At 58.4% G+C, this 16,443-nt stretch carries 12 protein-coding genes and 1 tRNA gene; 5 read left to right on the top strand and 8 right to left on the bottom strand.

The annotated features are described in order from the left end of the window. Window positions 1-2 precede the first annotated feature (2 nt). On the top strand, window positions 3-1,124 hold the full coding sequence (locus M504_RS02085) for an acetate/propionate family kinase (RefSeq protein ID WP_047487398.1): 1,122 nt from the start codon (window positions 3-5) through the stop codon (window positions 1,122-1,124). Window positions 1,125-1,154: 30 nt separating this feature from the next. Here the strand turns inward: M504_RS02085 and M504_RS02080 are convergent, their stop codons facing one another. The 3 genes from M504_RS02080 to M504_RS02070 form a co-directional block, all read right to left on the bottom strand. Next, window positions 1,155-2,336 carry a TIGR03435 family protein gene (locus tag M504_RS02080; protein WP_047487394.1) on the bottom strand — a complete coding sequence of 394 codons (1,182 nt, stop codon included), beginning with the start codon at window positions 2,334-2,336 and terminating at the stop codon, window positions 1,155-1,157. A gap of 454 nt (window positions 2,337-2,790) precedes the next feature. Continuing rightward, a complete protein-coding gene (gene pdxS / locus M504_RS02075) occupies window positions 2,791-3,747 on the bottom strand; it encodes a pyridoxal 5'-phosphate synthase lyase subunit PdxS (RefSeq protein WP_047487391.1) in 957 nt (318 codons plus the stop codon). A gap of 105 nt (window positions 3,748-3,852) precedes the next feature. Continuing rightward, window positions 3,853-6,066, bottom strand: coding sequence for an ATP-dependent DNA helicase RecQ (locus M504_RS02070; protein ID WP_084214028.1), 2,214 nt, complete (start codon window positions 6,064-6,066; stop codon window positions 3,853-3,855). A gap of 85 nt (window positions 6,067-6,151) precedes the next feature. On the opposite strand from M504_RS02070, the gene M504_RS02065 reads away from it, so the two are divergent. Both M504_RS02065 and M504_RS02060 read left to right on the top strand, forming a co-directional pair. Next, entirely contained in the window at window positions 6,152-7,117 is a 966-nt protein-coding gene (locus M504_RS02065; RefSeq protein ID WP_047487388.1) for an alpha/beta hydrolase, read from the top strand. Window positions 7,118-7,204: 87 nt separating this feature from the next. Beyond that, entirely contained in the window at window positions 7,205-8,437 is a 1,233-nt protein-coding gene (locus tag M504_RS02060; RefSeq protein ID WP_047487385.1) for an FtsX-like permease family protein, read from the top strand. Window positions 8,438-8,529: 92 nt separating this feature from the next. Here the strand turns inward: M504_RS02060 and M504_RS02055 are convergent, their stop codons facing one another. Both M504_RS02055 and M504_RS02050 read right to left on the bottom strand, forming a co-directional pair. Continuing rightward, complete coding sequence (locus M504_RS02055) at window positions 8,530-10,581, bottom strand: hypothetical protein (protein ID WP_232296121.1); 2,052 nt, start codon at window positions 10,579-10,581, stop codon at window positions 8,530-8,532. Between the two features lie 132 nt (window positions 10,582-10,713). Then, window positions 10,714-12,504 carry a SpoIVB peptidase S55 gene (locus tag M504_RS02050; RefSeq protein WP_232296120.1) on the bottom strand — a complete coding sequence of 597 codons (1,791 nt, stop codon included), beginning with the start codon at window positions 12,502-12,504 and terminating at the stop codon, window positions 10,714-10,716. 123 nt (window positions 12,505-12,627) lie between these two features. On the opposite strand from M504_RS02050, the gene M504_RS02045 reads away from it, so the two are divergent. Together M504_RS02045 and M504_RS02040 are read left to right on the top strand one after the other, a co-directional pair. After that, window positions 12,628-13,788, top strand: a complete 1,161-nt coding sequence (locus tag M504_RS02045; RefSeq protein ID WP_369792885.1) for a VWA domain-containing protein — start codon at window positions 12,628-12,630, stop codon at window positions 13,786-13,788. Window positions 13,789-13,813: 25 nt separating this feature from the next. Further along, the gene (locus tag M504_RS02040) at window positions 13,814-14,158 is read left to right on the top strand and encodes an SMR family transporter (RefSeq protein WP_047487372.1); all 345 of its coding nucleotides are present in this window, start codon (window positions 13,814-13,816) and stop codon (window positions 14,156-14,158) included. 9 nt (window positions 14,159-14,167) lie between these two features. Here the strand turns inward: M504_RS02040 and M504_RS02035 are convergent, their stop codons facing one another. The 3 genes from M504_RS02035 to M504_RS02025 all read right to left on the bottom strand — a co-directional run bounded on the left by M504_RS02035 (window position 14,168) and on the right by M504_RS02025 (window position 16,340). Further along, the gene (locus M504_RS02035) at window positions 14,168-14,698 is read right to left on the bottom strand and encodes a DUF4149 domain-containing protein (RefSeq protein WP_047487369.1); all 531 of its coding nucleotides are present in this window, start codon (window positions 14,696-14,698) and stop codon (window positions 14,168-14,170) included. Window positions 14,699-14,769: 71 nt separating this feature from the next. Then, window positions 14,770-14,856: transfer RNA gene (locus tag M504_RS02030), tRNA-Leu, on the bottom strand. A gap of 65 nt (window positions 14,857-14,921) precedes the next feature. Beyond that, entirely contained in the window at window positions 14,922-16,340 is a 1,419-nt protein-coding gene (locus M504_RS02025) for a sulfatase-like hydrolase/transferase (protein WP_047487367.1), read from the bottom strand. Between the last annotated feature and the right edge of the window lie 103 nt (window positions 16,341-16,443).

Below are 16,443 nucleotides of genomic sequence, written 5' to 3'. Positions count from 1 at the left end.
CGATGAGCGCATCGCGTAAACCTATCCTCACACTGAATAGCGGTTCCTCATCGTTGAAGTTCGGAGTCTTTGCAAACTCAGGCGACGATGAGGAACTGTTGTTGTCCGGCAGTGCGCAGGGAATCGGTCGTGACGACGGAACTCTTCAGATTCAGGCTGCGGATGGTACGACGCTGGTACACCGTGAAGCCATCCTCGAATCGCAAACCGAAGCGTTACAAACGATCGCTGCTTCGTTGCAGGAGTACTTACACGAAGCTCCCATTGCAGTGGGTCATCGCATTGTTCACGGTGGACCACATCTGCGTGAGCATCAACGCATAACACCACAGGTATTACAAACGCTGGATGCAGCGGTTCACTTTGCACCACTGCATATTCCATCGGCTTTACAGCTTGTCCGCCAGGCGCAGGAAATATTTTCCAATGCGACCCATATCGCATGTTTCGATACGGCATTCCATCGCACTATGCCACCCGTGGCAGCACAGCTTCCTTTGCCCTCGGATTATTTTGAAGAAGGCGTGATGCGTTATGGCTTTCATGGTCTTTCGTACGAGTCCATCGTGCATCGCCTTGGCAGCGGTCTTCCAGAACGCACAGTCATGGCTCACCTCGGAAACGGCGGCAGCGTGACCGCGGTCTTCCGAGGCAAGTCTATCGATACCAGCATGGGGCTTACTCCGACAGGCGGTATTGTGATGGGGACACGCACAGGTGATCTGGACCCTGGCGTGTTGCTGTACCTAATACGCAAAGAGACATTGGGTGCAGATGCACTGGAAGCTCTGGTGAATCGCAGCAGCGGACTTGCAGGATATAGCAATGGCGAAAGCGACATGCGTGCGTTGTTACAACGACGCGCAACAGGCGATGCGCCCGCCACGCTTGCCGTCGATGCCTTCTGTCTCAGCGTTCGCAAGACCATCGGAGCTTACGCCGCACTGATGGGCGGCATTGACCTGTTGGTCTTTACCGGAGGCATTGGCGAGCACAGTGGCGACGTGCGCACGAGGATATGCGATGGCCTGGAGTTTCTAGGCCTCACCCCGGATCGCATCACTGTTGTCCCGGCGCAGGAAGAACTACAGATTGCACGCCATTGCCGCACAATTCTGCAATAGCCTTTCATTCTCCCCGGCGTGAACGACGTTCTAGTTCGGCGTTGGCTTTGAGACGCTGTCAATTACGAGCACATCCACCGGTATCTTGCCGGAATCCAGCTTCAGCCCGAACTCTTCAGAGAGCGCGGTGATGAGCGGTGGTGGTGTATCGCCGGTGTCAGACTGCGGCGGAGCCTTCAGGCCCATCTTCATCAGTTGGCTGTCATCCATCTGGTACTTCAGCGTGCCGTTGTAGCGGGCAGCTCCCAGGTTCGTCTGATCAACGACAGGGTGATCAAACATGTCCGATTGCAGAAACCGCGCGAACTCCTGCATGGTCGCGTTGTTGATGAAGAGCCGCCCCGGAGGCAAGCCGAATCCTGGAATGTCGCCGGATCCCGTAGGCGCCGGCTTCATCTTGATGCCGCTCTTAGTCACCGTCAATGAGTAGGCGGTCATCGTGCGCTTCTCGGTGTGGTACTTCAAGCCATAACGATCCGTCATGAGTTTTGCGACCTCGCTCATGAACTGCTTCAGGCTCGGTTGTCCCGGAGTGTCGGGCTTTGCATCAATGTCGTACTTATCCTGAGTGGCCCAGTCCGGGAGACCCACGATCTGTGCGGCATTCAGTCCCAATGAGATCGTCATCATCTTTTCAAGGGTGAGTCCCTTGCCAATGAAGTTTCCGCGATTCAGCAGGAAGGCAAATCCCTTGTCGCCCGGTGCCTGAGGCTTGATGGTAGCTACCTCAAACGACGGATTTGCGTTGGGATCCATCTTGGGCTGGGGCGGGGGAGGCTCAGGGATGGCCCATGCTGTCTCTGTCGTGGCTCGCACGAAGATCAGTGGTACCTTGTTGTCGCCCGAGGTGCGTATACCGGAGATGGTGGTCCCGTCGGGCGACATCTTGCCCTCGTAGGTGATGAAGACGCGCTCGATGTTGAGCTTCAGCGTCCCGTCCACGAATTCGACCTTCTCGATCGGAATTGCGGGGGACTTCTGATCGATGAACCACATGGTCCCTTTCCAACCCGAGTCCGCCTTCTCAATCTTCACGACCCACCGGTTGTCTTTGCCGTCGGGCTGACGCACTGCGCCCTGCCACGTGCCGTCGAGCTTTACCTGTGCCGCGGTCTGCGCCGCAAGAGAGGGAAGCGTGACAGACGCTATCGACAGTAGCGAACCACAGGCAAGAACCACCGAACGAACCGGCACGGATAAGGACAGGCGCATGGAGACCTCGCAGAACTTGTGGCAGGAAATTGAAACCATAGTACGGCGGTCCCTGACGGAACACATGCGAAATCGCGAGCGTCATGACAGGTTATGGATGTGACGGAGCGTGAGGCAGAGCGGAAGCCCTACCGCAAACAAAAAAAAGCCCCTACCGACGAAGATCGCCGATAGGGGGGAGGCCAGTGACGCAACTTGTAGCGGCGGGATGTTTGCTCTACCGTCCGCGAACTTTCGGGCTCTCTTGCCCTCACACTGATTATGACGCAAAAATCTATGAGAAGTTGCATATTTCTGCTATGAGGCTAAGAAATCTACATAATTCAGTAGGATTGGCGTGGTTTGGCGTTCCCAGAGGGTATTCGGTTACTTCAGATGAGCGTTTTCGGACGTAAAAAACGGAAGCCGCGATCAGTCGCGGCTTCCGTTCTCCACTTTTTGGTAGATAGAGCGGCTACCAACCACGGGTTTGCATCAGCTCTTTTTCCTCGATGGCGAGGGCGGCCAGGCCCTTCATGCTGCCCAGAACCTGCTCGCTGACCTCTGCAAGGATCTTGGGGTCGTCAAAGTGGCGGGCAGCCTGAACGATGGCAGTGGCGCGGCTGACAGCTTCTTCGCGTTCCTTCGCGTTGTTCTCCACGTCCAGGGGGGTGGCACGCTCCTTCATGAAGATGCCGCTGCCCACAAATACAGTTTCAGCACCGAGCTGCATCATAAGGGCTGCGTCTGCCGGGGTTGCGATGCCGCCCGCGGAGAAGTTGGGAACGGGCAGCTTGCCCAGTTCCTTGACCATGCGAACGAGTTCGTAGGGCGCGCCGTGGTTCTTGGCGGCGTGGTAAAGCTCGTCGTCGCCCATAACGCTGAGCTGTTTGATCTCGCGGACCATGGTGCGCATGTGCTGCACGGCATGGATGACGTCGCCAGTGCCGGGTTCGCCCTTGGTGCGGATCATGGCTGCGCCTTCCGCAATGCGACGGAGTGCTTCGCCCAGGTTACGTGCGCCGCAGACGAAGGGCGTGGTGAAGGCGTGCTTGTCGATGTGGAAGGTGTCGTCGGCGGGCGTGAGGACTTCCGACTCGTCAATGAAGTCGACGCCGAGTTCCTGAAGGATCTGAGCTTCGGCAAAGTGGCCGATGCGGGCCTTGGCCATGACGGGGATGGAGACCGTGCCGATGATTTCCTTGATGAGCTTGGGGTTCGCCATGCGGGCCACGCCACCTTCGGCGCGGATCATGGCAGGGACGCGCTCAAGCGCCATGACGGAGACGGCGCCCGCCTCTTCAGCGATGCGAGCCTGCTCAACGTTCATGACGTCCATAATGACGCCGCCCTTGAGCATTTCCGCCAGACCAGTCTTGAGACGAAGGCCGTGCGGCGCGTAGTTGCCGTTGGAAGAAGACAGGTCAGCCATGGCGAATGCTCCTTGTAATGACGAATGTTCCGGATGTTAAGACGGAGATGGCTTCATTTTAGCAGCGATATGCCGCTTTATTTCGTGCGTGTGAATGGCATCCGTTTATCGCATGTAAGAAAGCGTGGATGGACGCATCGGCGTTGGTTTGAAATTGCGTGTCGTATCCGGCTTCTTTTCTGTTGGCGTAGAAGAGAATTCGTCTTTCGATGTTGGGGTAGGTTGGTCGGTGATATGCAGCGGAAGTTCGCCGTGCAGGACAGCGATGATCGCGTCGCCCCAGCGCGCGGCTTTGGCTGCGCCGATGCCGGATACGTCTTCCAGATCTTCCACGGAGCGGGGATTGTCGAGAACAATCTGGCGAAGCGTACGGTCGCCGAAGATGACGAAGGCAGGCTTCTTTAGCTTCTTGGCTTCATCAGCACGCCAGCCGCGTAGAGCTGCGTCGGCGATCTTTTGATCGGCGGTGAGCGGCGTATTTTCCTGCTCAGCCTTCTGCGACTTAGAGCGGCCTCCGGATGAGCTGCTCTTGGATTGACTGCGCGAGCGTTTGGACGGCAGAGCCGATGTCTCTGTAACGTCGCGCATCTGGATACCGATGATGGGTTCGCCGTCGTTGGCTTCGCGGCCTTCGTGAGTGATGAGGGCACGGCGGTAGCTGATCTCTTTGCCTTCAGGACTCATGAAGGTTGCGGATTCCAGCGTAATGTAACCAGCGCGGCCCATGGCGTCGAGCAGGACGTCGAGTTCTTTGCGATCGAGCTCGTTGCGCGAGTACAGCTCTGTGTGGAGCTTGCCAGTGGATTTGCCGTGGGGTGAAGCGGCGAGTTCTCGGAGGACGCGATGAATTTCCCGTAGCTCAGGCGTGGACGGATCGCGGAAGGTTTGCGAGGAAGCGCGTTCGGGCGAACAGAAGTCGCAGAGTCCGCAGGCGCGGTTGTCTGACATGTCGCCAAAGTGACGAATGAGTGCCGACATGCGGCATTCAGCAGCTGATGCGAAGCGCATCATGGCATCAATCTGGCCGCGGCGGAAGCTGACCTGCGTGTTGTAACGAGCCATCCATGCGGGCGAAGGATTGTCTGCGCGCGTGACGTTGCCGCCCATGTCGATTTGCGCTGCGCCTTGAGCGAGGAGTTTGTCGAGCGCTGGGCCGAAGACGTCGAGATCAAGACGGAGCTTGATGCGAAGGTCGTCGGCGTGGATGGGCTCGATTGGGAGCGCCGTAGCGATTCGCGAAAGAGTGTCTGTGGGCGGGTAGTCGCGCTCCAGGAAGAAGTCGTGCATGCGGCGGTCGGCGAAGCTGTACATCAGCACGGAGCGGGCAGGTTTTCCATCGCGTCCGGCGCGGCCGATCTCCTGGTAGAAGCTTTCGACGGTGGAGGGCATAGCCATGTGGAGCACAGTGCGCACGTCGGCTTTGTCGATACCCATGCCGAAGGCGATGGTGGCGACGACGACTTCCAGCTTTCCGTCCAGGAAGCCACGCTGCACCTTGTCGCGCGTGGCCGGTTCAAGGCCTGCATGATACGTGGCGGTGGGAAAGTTGCTGTTCAGTTCTGTGGCGAGCGTCTCCGCATCTTTGCGCGATGGCGCGTAGATGATGGCGGGACGACTGGCCGATTCTGAAAGAAGCTTGCGCGCCATCTCCGTGCGACGCGGCTTGGAGACTTCCACAACTTCTACGGCGAGATTGGTGCGACGGAAACCTTGGATAAATTCCGCGGCGTTCGTCAGCGCGAGTTCGGTAACGATGTCTTTCTGTACCTGCGGTGTGGCGGTCGCGGTAAGGGCAATGATCGGAGCGGGGCGAAGAGCTCCGAGATGCGCAGCAAGGTTGCGATAGTCAGGGCGAAAGTCGTGTCCCCATTGCGAGATACAGTGCGCTTCGTCGATCGCGATGAGCGAGGGCTTACGCTTGGCGAGCATTGCGCCGAAGCCGGGCACGCGGAACCGCTCGGGCGCAATGAAAAGGAACTGCAGTTTGCCGTTGAGGTAGTCGCGGCAGACCTGGCGGCTTGCTTCGCGGTCAAGGCCGGAGTGGATGCGTCCGACGTTGAGACCGAGCGATGTGAGCTTGTGCGCCTGATCGTCCATGAGCGCGATCAGTGGTGAGATGACCAACGCCGTACCGCCGAGGGCAATGGCCGGGAGCTGATAGCAAAGGCTTTTGCCTGCGCCCGTTGGCATGACCAGCAGGACATCGCGTCCCTTGGTGGTGGCTTCGCAGACGGCGCGCTGGCTGGCTCGGAATTCGCGGAATCCGAAGACGCTGTGAAGGAGCGATTCGAGGTCCGGAGATGGGGTGGGGGAGTGCATCAGGGGTGGTGCTATTTTCGCACAATCTTCTCCCTGTTTTCAGAATGCACTGAGCTGGGTTAGGCTGGTGCGCAAAGGAACCTTGATGCGAATTGTTGCTGTGATGCTTGCCCTTGTTTCAGCGGTGGGTGTGGCGCAGACGGCTGCGCCGGTTGCTGCTCCTGCTCAGAACGCAGTGCCTCCGGGCTTTACTACGTCGTTTCCGCCCGATCCCGGTAAGACTTTGCTGCCGTTGCCTGAGGGGCATACTTGGACGCCGCTTTGGCCAGATGGCGCGCCGGGACAGCAGGGAAATGAGGTTATCGACATCCCTGCAGTGAGCGTGTTCCTGCCGAAGGAAAACCCCACGCATTCACTTGTGGTGGTGGCACCAGGCGGTGGTTATGTTCACCTTGCCATCAAGCATGAGGGTTACGACATTGTGCAGTGGCTGAATCAGCATGGTGTGGCTGCTGTTCTGTTGCGCTATCGCCTGGGGCCGAAGTATCACCATCCCATTGAACTGGGTGATGCGCAGCGGGCCATCCGTTTTGCTCGTTCACACGCCGCCGAGTGGGGCGTGGATACATCGCACATCGGTATGTGGGGCTTCTCGGCTGGCGGTCATCTGACGTCGTCTGCAGGAACACACTTCGACGCGGGGAATGCTTCTGCAACCGATCCAATGGATCGCGTATCAAGCCGACCGGACTTTCTGGTGTTGGCCTATCCGGTGATTTCGTGGGATCCGACGGTGATGCATGCGGGTTCGAAGAAGTATTTATTGGGTGACAATCCTGATCCGGCACTGGTGACTCTGATGTCGAGCGAGCTGCAGGTAACGGAGCAGACACCTCCGACTTTCCTGTTCAGCACAACCGATGACAAGACTGTGCCAATTGCTAATTCGATTCTTTTCTATTCCGCGCTGGTGAAAGCGAAAGTGCCGGTTGAGATGCATATCTTTCGGCACGGGGCGCACGGAGCGGGATTGGCTACAGGGAATCCAGAACTGAGCGTTTGGCCGGATTTGTTGCTGAACTGGCTAAAGGTGAATGGCTGGGCGCAGTAGTTCGCCGCGGTCTTGTTCTACCTTTACAGGGACCTGAAAAGGTCCCTGTTCTCATTTGCTGCACTCAGGCTGCGATACTGCTAGACGATGCGTTTTGAGCTTTTTATTGCCGCCCGTTATCTGCGCGCCAAACGGCGGCAGGCGGTCATTGGTGTGATTACGGCGATCTCCGTGGCCGGTGTGGCTGCGGGTGTCGCATCGCTGATTATTGCGCTGGCTATTACAAATGGCATGCGACGCGATTTGCAGTCCCGCTTGCTGGGGTCGACGGCACATGTGGACCTGATGCGGGTGGCGGGTGATGGTATCCGTGATTGGCGTCCGCTGTTGGAGCGGCTGCGACAGGCGCCGCATGTAACGGCGGCTGCTCCTGGACTGTATGGGCAGGTGTTGATTTCCCGTGGGCCTCGGTCCGGTGGCGGCCTGATTAAAGGCGTTGTTCCCGCGGAAGAGAAGACCGTCAGTGACCTGTTGCAATCGGTGAAGAAGGGAAGTGCTTCAGCCCTGGAAAGCACTGGTCCGATGGCCTTACCGCCGATCGTTTTTGGTTCGGACTTAGCAGAGACGATTGGTGCGGGTGTGGGCGACACCGTACTGGTGACGAGCCCGCAGGGTGAGTTAACACCGCTGGGAATTGTGCCGAAGTATCAACGGTTTCAATTGGTGGGCATCTTTCATTCTGGGTTTTATCAGTACGACTCCAGCTATGCGTTTACGCGGCTGATGGATGCGCAGCGGTTGTTCAGTGAGCCGGACCTGACCTCTGTCATTTCGTTCAAGGTGGACGACATGTACCGCGCGAAAGAGATAGGTAAGACGATTGAAGAGGCTGCGGGACAGGGCTTTCAAGCGACGAACTGGATTGATCAAAACCGTGAACTATTCCGGGCCTTATCGTTGGAGCGCATCGTTACGTTCATTGTGATTGCGTTGATTGTGTGTGTGGCGGCGCTGAATATTCTCATCGCTCTCACGATGCTGGTGATGGAGAAGACACGCGACATTGCCGTACTGATGAGCTTTGGTGTGAAGCCGGAGCAGGTACGAAGGATCTTTCTGGCACAGGGTCTGCTGATTTCGTTGACCGGTACTGTGATTGGATTGGTGCTTGGTTATTCGTTGTCGTGGGTTGGTGGGCATTACCACTTCATCCAGCTTTCGGCAGAGGTGTACTCGATTGACTATCTGCCATTTGCGCCGCGGGTGATTGACGGAGTGTTGGTGGCTGCGGTGTCTCTGGCTGTTTCGTTGCTGGCTACGCTTTATCCCAGTGGGTCGGCAGCAAAGATCTTGCCTGCTGAAGCCCTGCGGTACGAATAGGCGATCATTGATCGATTGATTGCACCTAAATGCGAAAGTGCCCAGGTCAGCTTCGTGAACCTGGGCACTTTTCTTTGCGCATTTTGATGTAGCTACTTTGCGATGGCCTTTACGCTGGTGGCGTTTCCGGCACGATCCGCGAGGCGGATGGCTATGGTGTGTTCGCCTGTTCCTGTGACCGGGAGGGTCAAGTCATAGCGTTCGGTGAGGCTGTCGCTGAGGCCGCCGCTGGGTTCCAGGTATTGCCAGTCGTCTGCGTCGAGAGAGTACTCCGCGCGCGCGATGGGACTGGTGGCATCTGTGGCTTCGAACGTGGCGTGCAGCTTGCCGTTTTGTAGCGTGGCCGTCAGCGGACCGGGGACCGGCGGCGTGGTGTCCAGCGTGAAGGTGTCAGAGACACGTTGTCCGGTGAGCGCCTCGGCGGTGGTGTGTACAGCGGCGTCTGATGCTGTGACGCGGAGTTCGTAGTTGCCGTCTGGAAGTTGCGAAGAGTCGAAGCTGTAGGCGCGTTCGCGGATGTCGGTCTTCAGCGTGTGCCAGTTGGTTTCTCGGACGTCGCGATAATCCACGGTGAAGGTAAGTGGGTCGTTGTTGGGATCGTGTGCCAGCCAACGAGCGGTAACGGCATTGCGGTCGCGTGTGGCGATGATGGGCGGTGCGCCGGTTTCTGCAATGGTGAGCGCTGGCGCGGCAGAGGGAGCGCCCCTAAAGCCAACTGCGATGCTGCCGCCGCCTGTTGATGTTGCTGCTGTCGCGTTGGGAATGCGCGCTCCGGGCTGCACAGCAATGTCGTCAACCTGTGGTGGTAGATTGCGCTGGAGGTAATTCACAGCGACAGAGCGAAGTTGGGTGCCGGGATGGAAGACGGCCTTCCATTGCACGTAGCGTGCGGCGGGGATGGGAAGCGGTGTCTGGTTTGGTTTGACGGGTGTCCAGTCAGACCAGAGATGCGCGAGCGAGTCGTGTGCGTTTTCGACGTTGCCCGACCGGACGAAAAGGTCAATGCCGGTGGCACTGCCTTCCGTTTCGACACGACCGAAACGTGTGGTGGTGGAGGCGTCGAAGACGTCAGATACAAAGGTGGCATTGGCTGCAACGATGTCTGACACCTGAAGGATTTTGCCGCTGTTGGCTGTGGCAAGAGCGAGACCGGAAGGCGTCTGCGCGATGGCAGTTACCTGGCTGGCTTCGGTATGAGCGATGTCGGTGTACTTGTTGGCCTGTACCGTGTCAATGCGATAGACGCGACCGCGATTGCCAGTCGCTGCGAAGAGAGCGTTGTTGCGAACAGTCAGCGCGTAAACCACGTCCTGCTGAAGCGCAACGAGACGCCGCGGTGTGCCGTCCGGAGCGATGCGATAGATTTCAGAGCCATCGGGAACAATGGAGTTGTTCGTCGCGGAGATCGCTGAGCCGGGCTGCAGGATGGTGATGGCCATGGCAGCGGTGGGCTGGCCGGACGCGGGAAGCGGCGGTAGCACCGGCGGCTTGCGATCACCTACGGCTGCTGCGTAGAGGTTTCCTGCTGCATCGAGCGCGAGTGCGGTGATTTCGTGTTTGGGTGCCGCGTAGAGAGCGAAGGGCTTGCCATCGGGAGCGATGCGATAGATGAGTCCTGCACCGTCAGAACCTGCGTAGATGGTGCCATCTGCGGCTACCGCGAGTGAGCGGATGTGCTGGTCGCCGCTGCGGAAAAGCAGTTGCGGCTTGGCATTGGGCGATTGCAGCGGCACGCGAAAGATGGTTGCCGGAGCACCCGTTGCGACGAGCAAATCACCGTTCTTTGCGATTGCGAGCGACCAGATGTACTTCGGCTTTTCTGCGGTCTGCGTGGGGTCAAAGACGATTTGCGGCGTGGTGTTGCCGGGGGTAACGCGATAGACCTTGCCGTCCGGCGACGTCGCCGCGAGGATGCTGCCGTCGGCGAGCGCGAGAGTAGCCTGAACGTTCAGCTCTTTGAAGGATGCTGCAGTGCTGATGGCGCCCTTCGCGTCGATCTTGAGGAGTTGCGAGCCGCCGGAGGGTGCGCCCGTTCCTGCATAAAGATCCGTGCCAGCCGCCGCGATGGACCAGAGGAAGGTGCTGGAAGTTGCGGCGATGCTGCGGAGTGCTGGTGCGGGTTCCAGGCGACCGTCGTTACGCATGGCGACGTTGGTGGGGGTACCGCGTTCGAACTCGTCGTAGCGGGTTTCCGTCCACTGGCGGGTTCCTTGTGCCGTTGCGGTGAGAGCGGTGGTGGCGAGCAGGATGGCGGCGGCGTGTCGGATGGCGTGCCTCTAACGAATGCGAATAGTGAGAACTTCTGCGCCCGAAAGTTGGGCTTCCGCGGGTGCGGAGCCCGCCTCGGCGGCGGTCTCAGAAGTGAACGTGATCTGGCGTGTGCCGCGCATGGGCTGCAGCACATTCGCAATGGAAGGCGGCAACGATGGCAGCGCGGCCGCGGCGGTGACGGCCTGCGTCTGGTGGTCGAGGAGCGTGACGTAGAGACGGTCGTTGCTGTGTGTGCGGTTCAGTTGCGCGACGGTATCCTGCACGCCGAGGTTCACGCTGCCTGCAGCAGATGGTGGTGTGAGCAGCCGGTCGAGCGACGGGCCATCGCTGACGAAGATGCGCAGCGGCCCGGGCGTCAACGTCGTTGGCAACGTAACGGGGATGCGCACGACGCGGGACTCGCGCTGGAAGGGACGAATGGTGGCTTCCACCTGGATGGTGTCGCCGGGTTGCGCTTCATTGGTACTGAGACGCGCCGTTTCCAGTTCAGCGGACTCGCGGCGCGGTACGGCAATGGCGTGGAGTTGGATGCTGGTGATTTTGGGTTGCGCGAGGTCGTTGCCGAAGACGGCGAGGAATTTCTGCGCGAAAGAAACAGTAGCAAGCTGAGCCGCGGGTTGATTGTCCGAGGCAGCGAAGGTGCTCGCGAGATGCACGGTACCGGGACGACCCTCCGCGTCTTCCAATGCAATGTCGCCGGTAAGGCGAAGGCTCATCTGGTTGGCAGCGGTATTGTTCTGGTTCAGCGATTGGTAGACGGACGCCAGCATAACCTGCGGTGTGAGCTGCCGGTTGTCCAGCACTTCAAAATGCAGTGATTGAGCAGGGAGGCCGCTGCCGGGTTCCGGCGTGATGTCGACCGCGACTGGAATCATGCGGGCAGTGCGACCGAAAGTGCCGGCTACGGCGTTGGCACGGTCCTGCGTAAACGAACCGACTGTCTCCGTTGAATTGACGATCTTAAAGGCGTTCATCGGAGAGGCGAGCGTCGCGATCACCTCGGATTTCGTCATAGGGATGGAGATGTCACCGTACTGCGTCATGGGATGGCCGCAGGCAAGGAGCTGCTTCTCATCGACGTAGGTAACGGTGCAGGTGGCGGCTACGTTGAGGTCGCCGCGCGCGAGAATGGCGGAAACCGCGGAACCTGGGACGATGGGCGCCGGTTGACGTGTATCCGGCGACGCAGAGCCTATACCGCTGACAGGCTCAAGGCCCATGTTGCGGAAGTTATCGGCGTATTTCGCGACGGTGTCCTGCGAGAAGCCGCTGAAGACGAGCGGAGTGTCAATGGCGTGAATCTCCGGGCTGGCTTCGCTGACGGAGGCTTTACTGAGCGGTGTAGCGATCGCTGGCGGCGAGAGCGTCGGCAGATCGCGCACCTGGAACATGCTGCCGATTGGCGTGATGCCGCAGATGGGTTCCTTGCTGAATTGACCGATGCGATAGGCGAGTGCGCCCAGAAGTTTGCCGTCGACGTAAACGGGTGAACCACTCATGCCCGCGACCACACCGGTGAACTCGGGCTTGGCACCGTGGAGGCGTGCCAGGATCATGTCCTGGCCGGGGCCGATGGCGTCTTTCAGGCGTCCCAGGATTTCTACGTCCATGGGCTCGGGGTCGGTGCCTTCAAAGACCGTCCATGCGGTGCCGTGCAGGCCGCGGTGAACCTCGGCGAGCGGAAACGGATCGGCGTGCAGGGGCGGCTGTGCGGCGTTTTGTGCCGCAGCAACGGCCATAGGCAAAACGGCAGCCAGTGCTGCCGCTGCCAGCGTAGCCTTTCGGGGAAGAATCACGTCTACCAGAGTAGGGCCAAGTGTACCCTGTGCCAAGTTTCGCCTTGCCCCCTTACACGTGATGGACGTGGCCGGACGGGTTTAGGCTAGGGAATACCGCCAACGGATTCGGGAGACGAAGTCTTGAGCAGAACGAAGCACACCCTGGCTGCAATGGTTGCCGCGACAATGCTGCTGCCGGTTGCAGCCATGGCACAGACACCGCAAACCAAGCCCGCCGCGCCTACGCAGACAGACGATGCCGGGCCGCAGCAGCAGGATTCTCCCGTCATTCTGAAGAAAAAGCGTGCCAACGCACAGGAAGACGAGCCGCCACCGCCTGCTCCGGATGAGGAGAAGGTGAAGAATCCCAAGGAACTGGAGAACTACTCCATCCGCGTGGATGTGCCTGTGGTCACGGTGGATGTGAGTGTCCAGCTGCAGAAGACAGGCCAGTTTGTACCTGGTCTGAAGCCGGAAAACTTCCGTGTGACGGAAGATGGTGTGCCACAGAAACTGACCGATTTGCGTATGCAGCAGAAGCCCATTACAGCAGTGATGCTGCTGGAATTTGCGGCGAATAGCTGGGTGTTCATTCGCGATATGCAGCAGGCTTCGTATGTGTTCTTCAGGCAGTTGAAGCCGGAGGATTACGTTGCCGTGGTGACGTATGACTTGAGGACGCACATCCTGACGGACTTCACTCAGGACAAGCAGTTGACGGCACAAGCGTTGCAATCGCTGACGATTCCTGGATTCAGTGATACCAATGAGTTCGACGCTTTGTCTGAGACGCTGGATCGTCTAAGCCGCATTGAAGGCCGCAAGTACATCATCCTGGTTTCGAGCGGGCGAGATACGTTCTCAAAGCTGAACCTGGATCAGATTTACAAAAAAGTGCGCGAGTCCAAGGACATTACGATTTACACGGTAAGCACCGGCGGACTAGCGCGTGAGATATCGGATTCACGCGGTGCCATGGGCAGCATTGCACGCATGGATTATCTGCAGGCGGATAACGAGATGAAGACCATCTCGGCGATGACTGGTGGGCAGAGTTATTTCCCGGTCTTTCAGGGCGCGTTTCCAGAGGTGTTTGCGTCGATCAACAACTCAATCCGCAACCAGTATGTATTGACTTATCACCCCACCAATACAGCGCAGGATGGCACGTACCGGAAGATCAAAGTGGATCTGGTGGATCGTGAAGGCCAGCCGCTAACAATGGTGGATGAGAAGAGCAAGAAGCTGAAGTATTCGGTGATGGCGCGTGATGGATACCGTGCCCGCATGCCCGTGGAGTAATGCGCGCAGACGCTAGACTGGCAGTATGGTTCCACGTACTGCCAGTCTGCTTGCTCTTGCGGTCGCAATCATTGCAGAGACTTCCGCGACTACAGCGTTGAAGGCGTCGCACGGTTTCACGAGACTCTGGCCTTCCGTCATCGTTGTGATTGGCTATGCCATCGCTTTTTATTCCATGACCATTGCACTTCGCACCATGCCCGTGGGCGTGGTGTATGCCATCTGGTCTGGTGTTGGCATTACGCTCATTTCACTGCTGGGATGGCTGGTGTATCGCGAACGCCTGGATGTCCCCGCCGTGCTGGGCATTGTGCTGATCTGCTCCGGCGTGCTGGTCATCCAGATCTTTTCGAAGTCGCAGGCACACTAAAGCCTGCTCTTATTCTTCGTCATCCAGATCGAAGACGCGCTTCGGCGGGGCAGTGGTGATGCGTTCGCGCAGACCCGCTTCGCAACCGATGAGAACTGCGAGTCCGATGCCGAGCAAGAGTACCGTGCTTTCAACGCGTGTAGACCACTGGTGCCGAGCGTCGAAATCCTGGCGCAACGGTGAATCCGGCAGAAGGACGCTGATGTTGCCGCCTGCGAGTGCGCGGTCATGTTCCATGGGCAAAACGATCGCCCGATTGGATACAAACGTAAGCACAAGCATCAGCAGAATCAGAATGCCTTGCCACAGCGGTTTAAACGCGCGGTTATTCAGAAATCGCAGTGCGACGAGCATGACGATGCCGCAATAAATGCCGATCATGTGCAGCATCAGGATGGAGCGGCCAATGAAGTCCGCGAAGCGTTCCGTGGTGCCAAAGATCGCGGCTGCGCCGGGTGCGACAACTGCTCCAAAATAGACAATGCCACCAAGCCAAACAGCAAGAGCCAGCAGACGAAAAATGCGCGCGGCGATGATCATATTGCCAGTGTACTTGTGGGCTTACAGAGATGCGGTTCTTATGGGATTTGCGGCCTTGATTCGTTGATACATGGTGCCCGGAGGGGGACTTGAACCCCCACGACCTTGCGGTCTGCGGATTTTAAGTCCGCTGTGTCTGCCGATTTCACCATCCGGGCTTGATGTCTATTGTAGAGTCCGTCGCGCCGTTGCGGTGTGGAAGGACTCGGCCGTTGTGGTGGCTTTAGTGGTACAGCGTCGCATCTTTTATCTCAGCGGTCTCGCCTGCATATTTCATGTGTTCCATAAGAAGCGCTTTTAGCTCCTTCGCCTTTTCGCGATACTCTTTGCGTCCGGCAAGGTTCACCAGCTCATGCGGATCGTTGCGCTGGTCGTACATCTGCCATTCCATGTATTGCGGACTTGCAGCGTTTTTGGCGCCAGAGATGTCAGCCACGCAATAGGTCCAGTCCTGCGTGCGAAGTGCGCGCGCTGTCATCGATTCGCTGATCTGTACCAATTGCTGATCTGGCCATGCGGTGCGCGCAGTTCCGTCCTGCAGCAACGGCAGGAAGCTATGACCTTTCCACGAAGAGGGAATAGGAACACCTGCAGCCTGCAGCAATGTCGGAGCCATGTCGATGATGCCCACAAGCTGGCTGATCTGCTGCGCTCCGTTGAAGCCGGGGCCGTCGATGATCATGGGCACGCGGATGCTGCTGTTGTGCGTGGAGCGCTTGTATTCGGTATTGCGCGTCATAAAGTGGCAACCGTGGTCTGAGAAGAAGATGAAGATAGTGCCTTCATCCTGCCCGGTTTCCTTCAGCACGCTGTGGAGGCGTCCTACCGAAGCATCAATGCTTTCGCAGGCACCGTAATAATCCGGCAATTGCTGGTGCCAGTCGCCGGGAAACGCTCGAAGATCAGGAGGGACGTGAGCGTTGATGAATCGCTCCGCCGAGCCTTTGGGACCAACCATGCGGTTCAGGTCGTTTTGTTGATGCGGTTCCAGTTGCGACACGAAGAGGAAGAACGGTTTGTCGTGCTTCTGGCGCAGGAACTGTTCCGCGCGATCAGTCAGGAAGTCTACGCGGTAACGGTCTTTGTAGGTAATCTCCTTGCCGTCCCGATCGTAGAGTGTGCCTTCGTACGGATGGCTGGTGTGCTCCAGGGCGTTCGCACCCTCCCACAGATCGTCAAACCCACCTCGCCATTGCGGAGGCACGGCACCATCGCCACCACCCTGCTTCACGTTGCCCGGAGCCAGATGCCATTTCCCGATCAGGTTTGCGGAGTAGCCAGCTTTCCGAAGTTCCCCAGCCAGCGTGGGCAGGTCCTGCCGCATGCCGGGGCCGTTTTGCCAAACGCCGGTTTCTGTTGCGTAACGACTGGTAAAGAGGACCGAGCGTGATGGCGCACAGACCGGCTGATTCGTGATGGCATGGGTGAAATTGGTGCCACGACGTGCCATCGCGTCCAGATTCGGCGTTTGAGTGGAGCTATTCGCACCGTTTGCCCCGACAAAGTCCCAGCGAAACTGGTCGGAAAGGTACAGGATGATGTTCGGCCGACGGCGAGATGCCGTTTGGGCTGGTATTTCACCACTGGCGGTCAGTGCGGCTGCTGCAAGTCCACTTTTACGAAGAAAATCCCGGCGATCCAATCGGCAACTCCTTATCCGGTAGCCATCTTAGCTTGCTGCACCTCTGCGAGGCTGCTTCGACTTGGAATCAGGCGAAAATCGAGGTATACTAAGGTGTTGACTA

It is taken from the genome of Terriglobus sp. TAA 43 (assembly GCF_000800015.1).
Lineage (GTDB): Bacteria > Acidobacteriota > Terriglobia > Terriglobales > Acidobacteriaceae > Terriglobus.
Note: the sequence above shows the minus strand (reverse complement) of the source record. Positions and strands in the feature narration are given on the sequence as shown.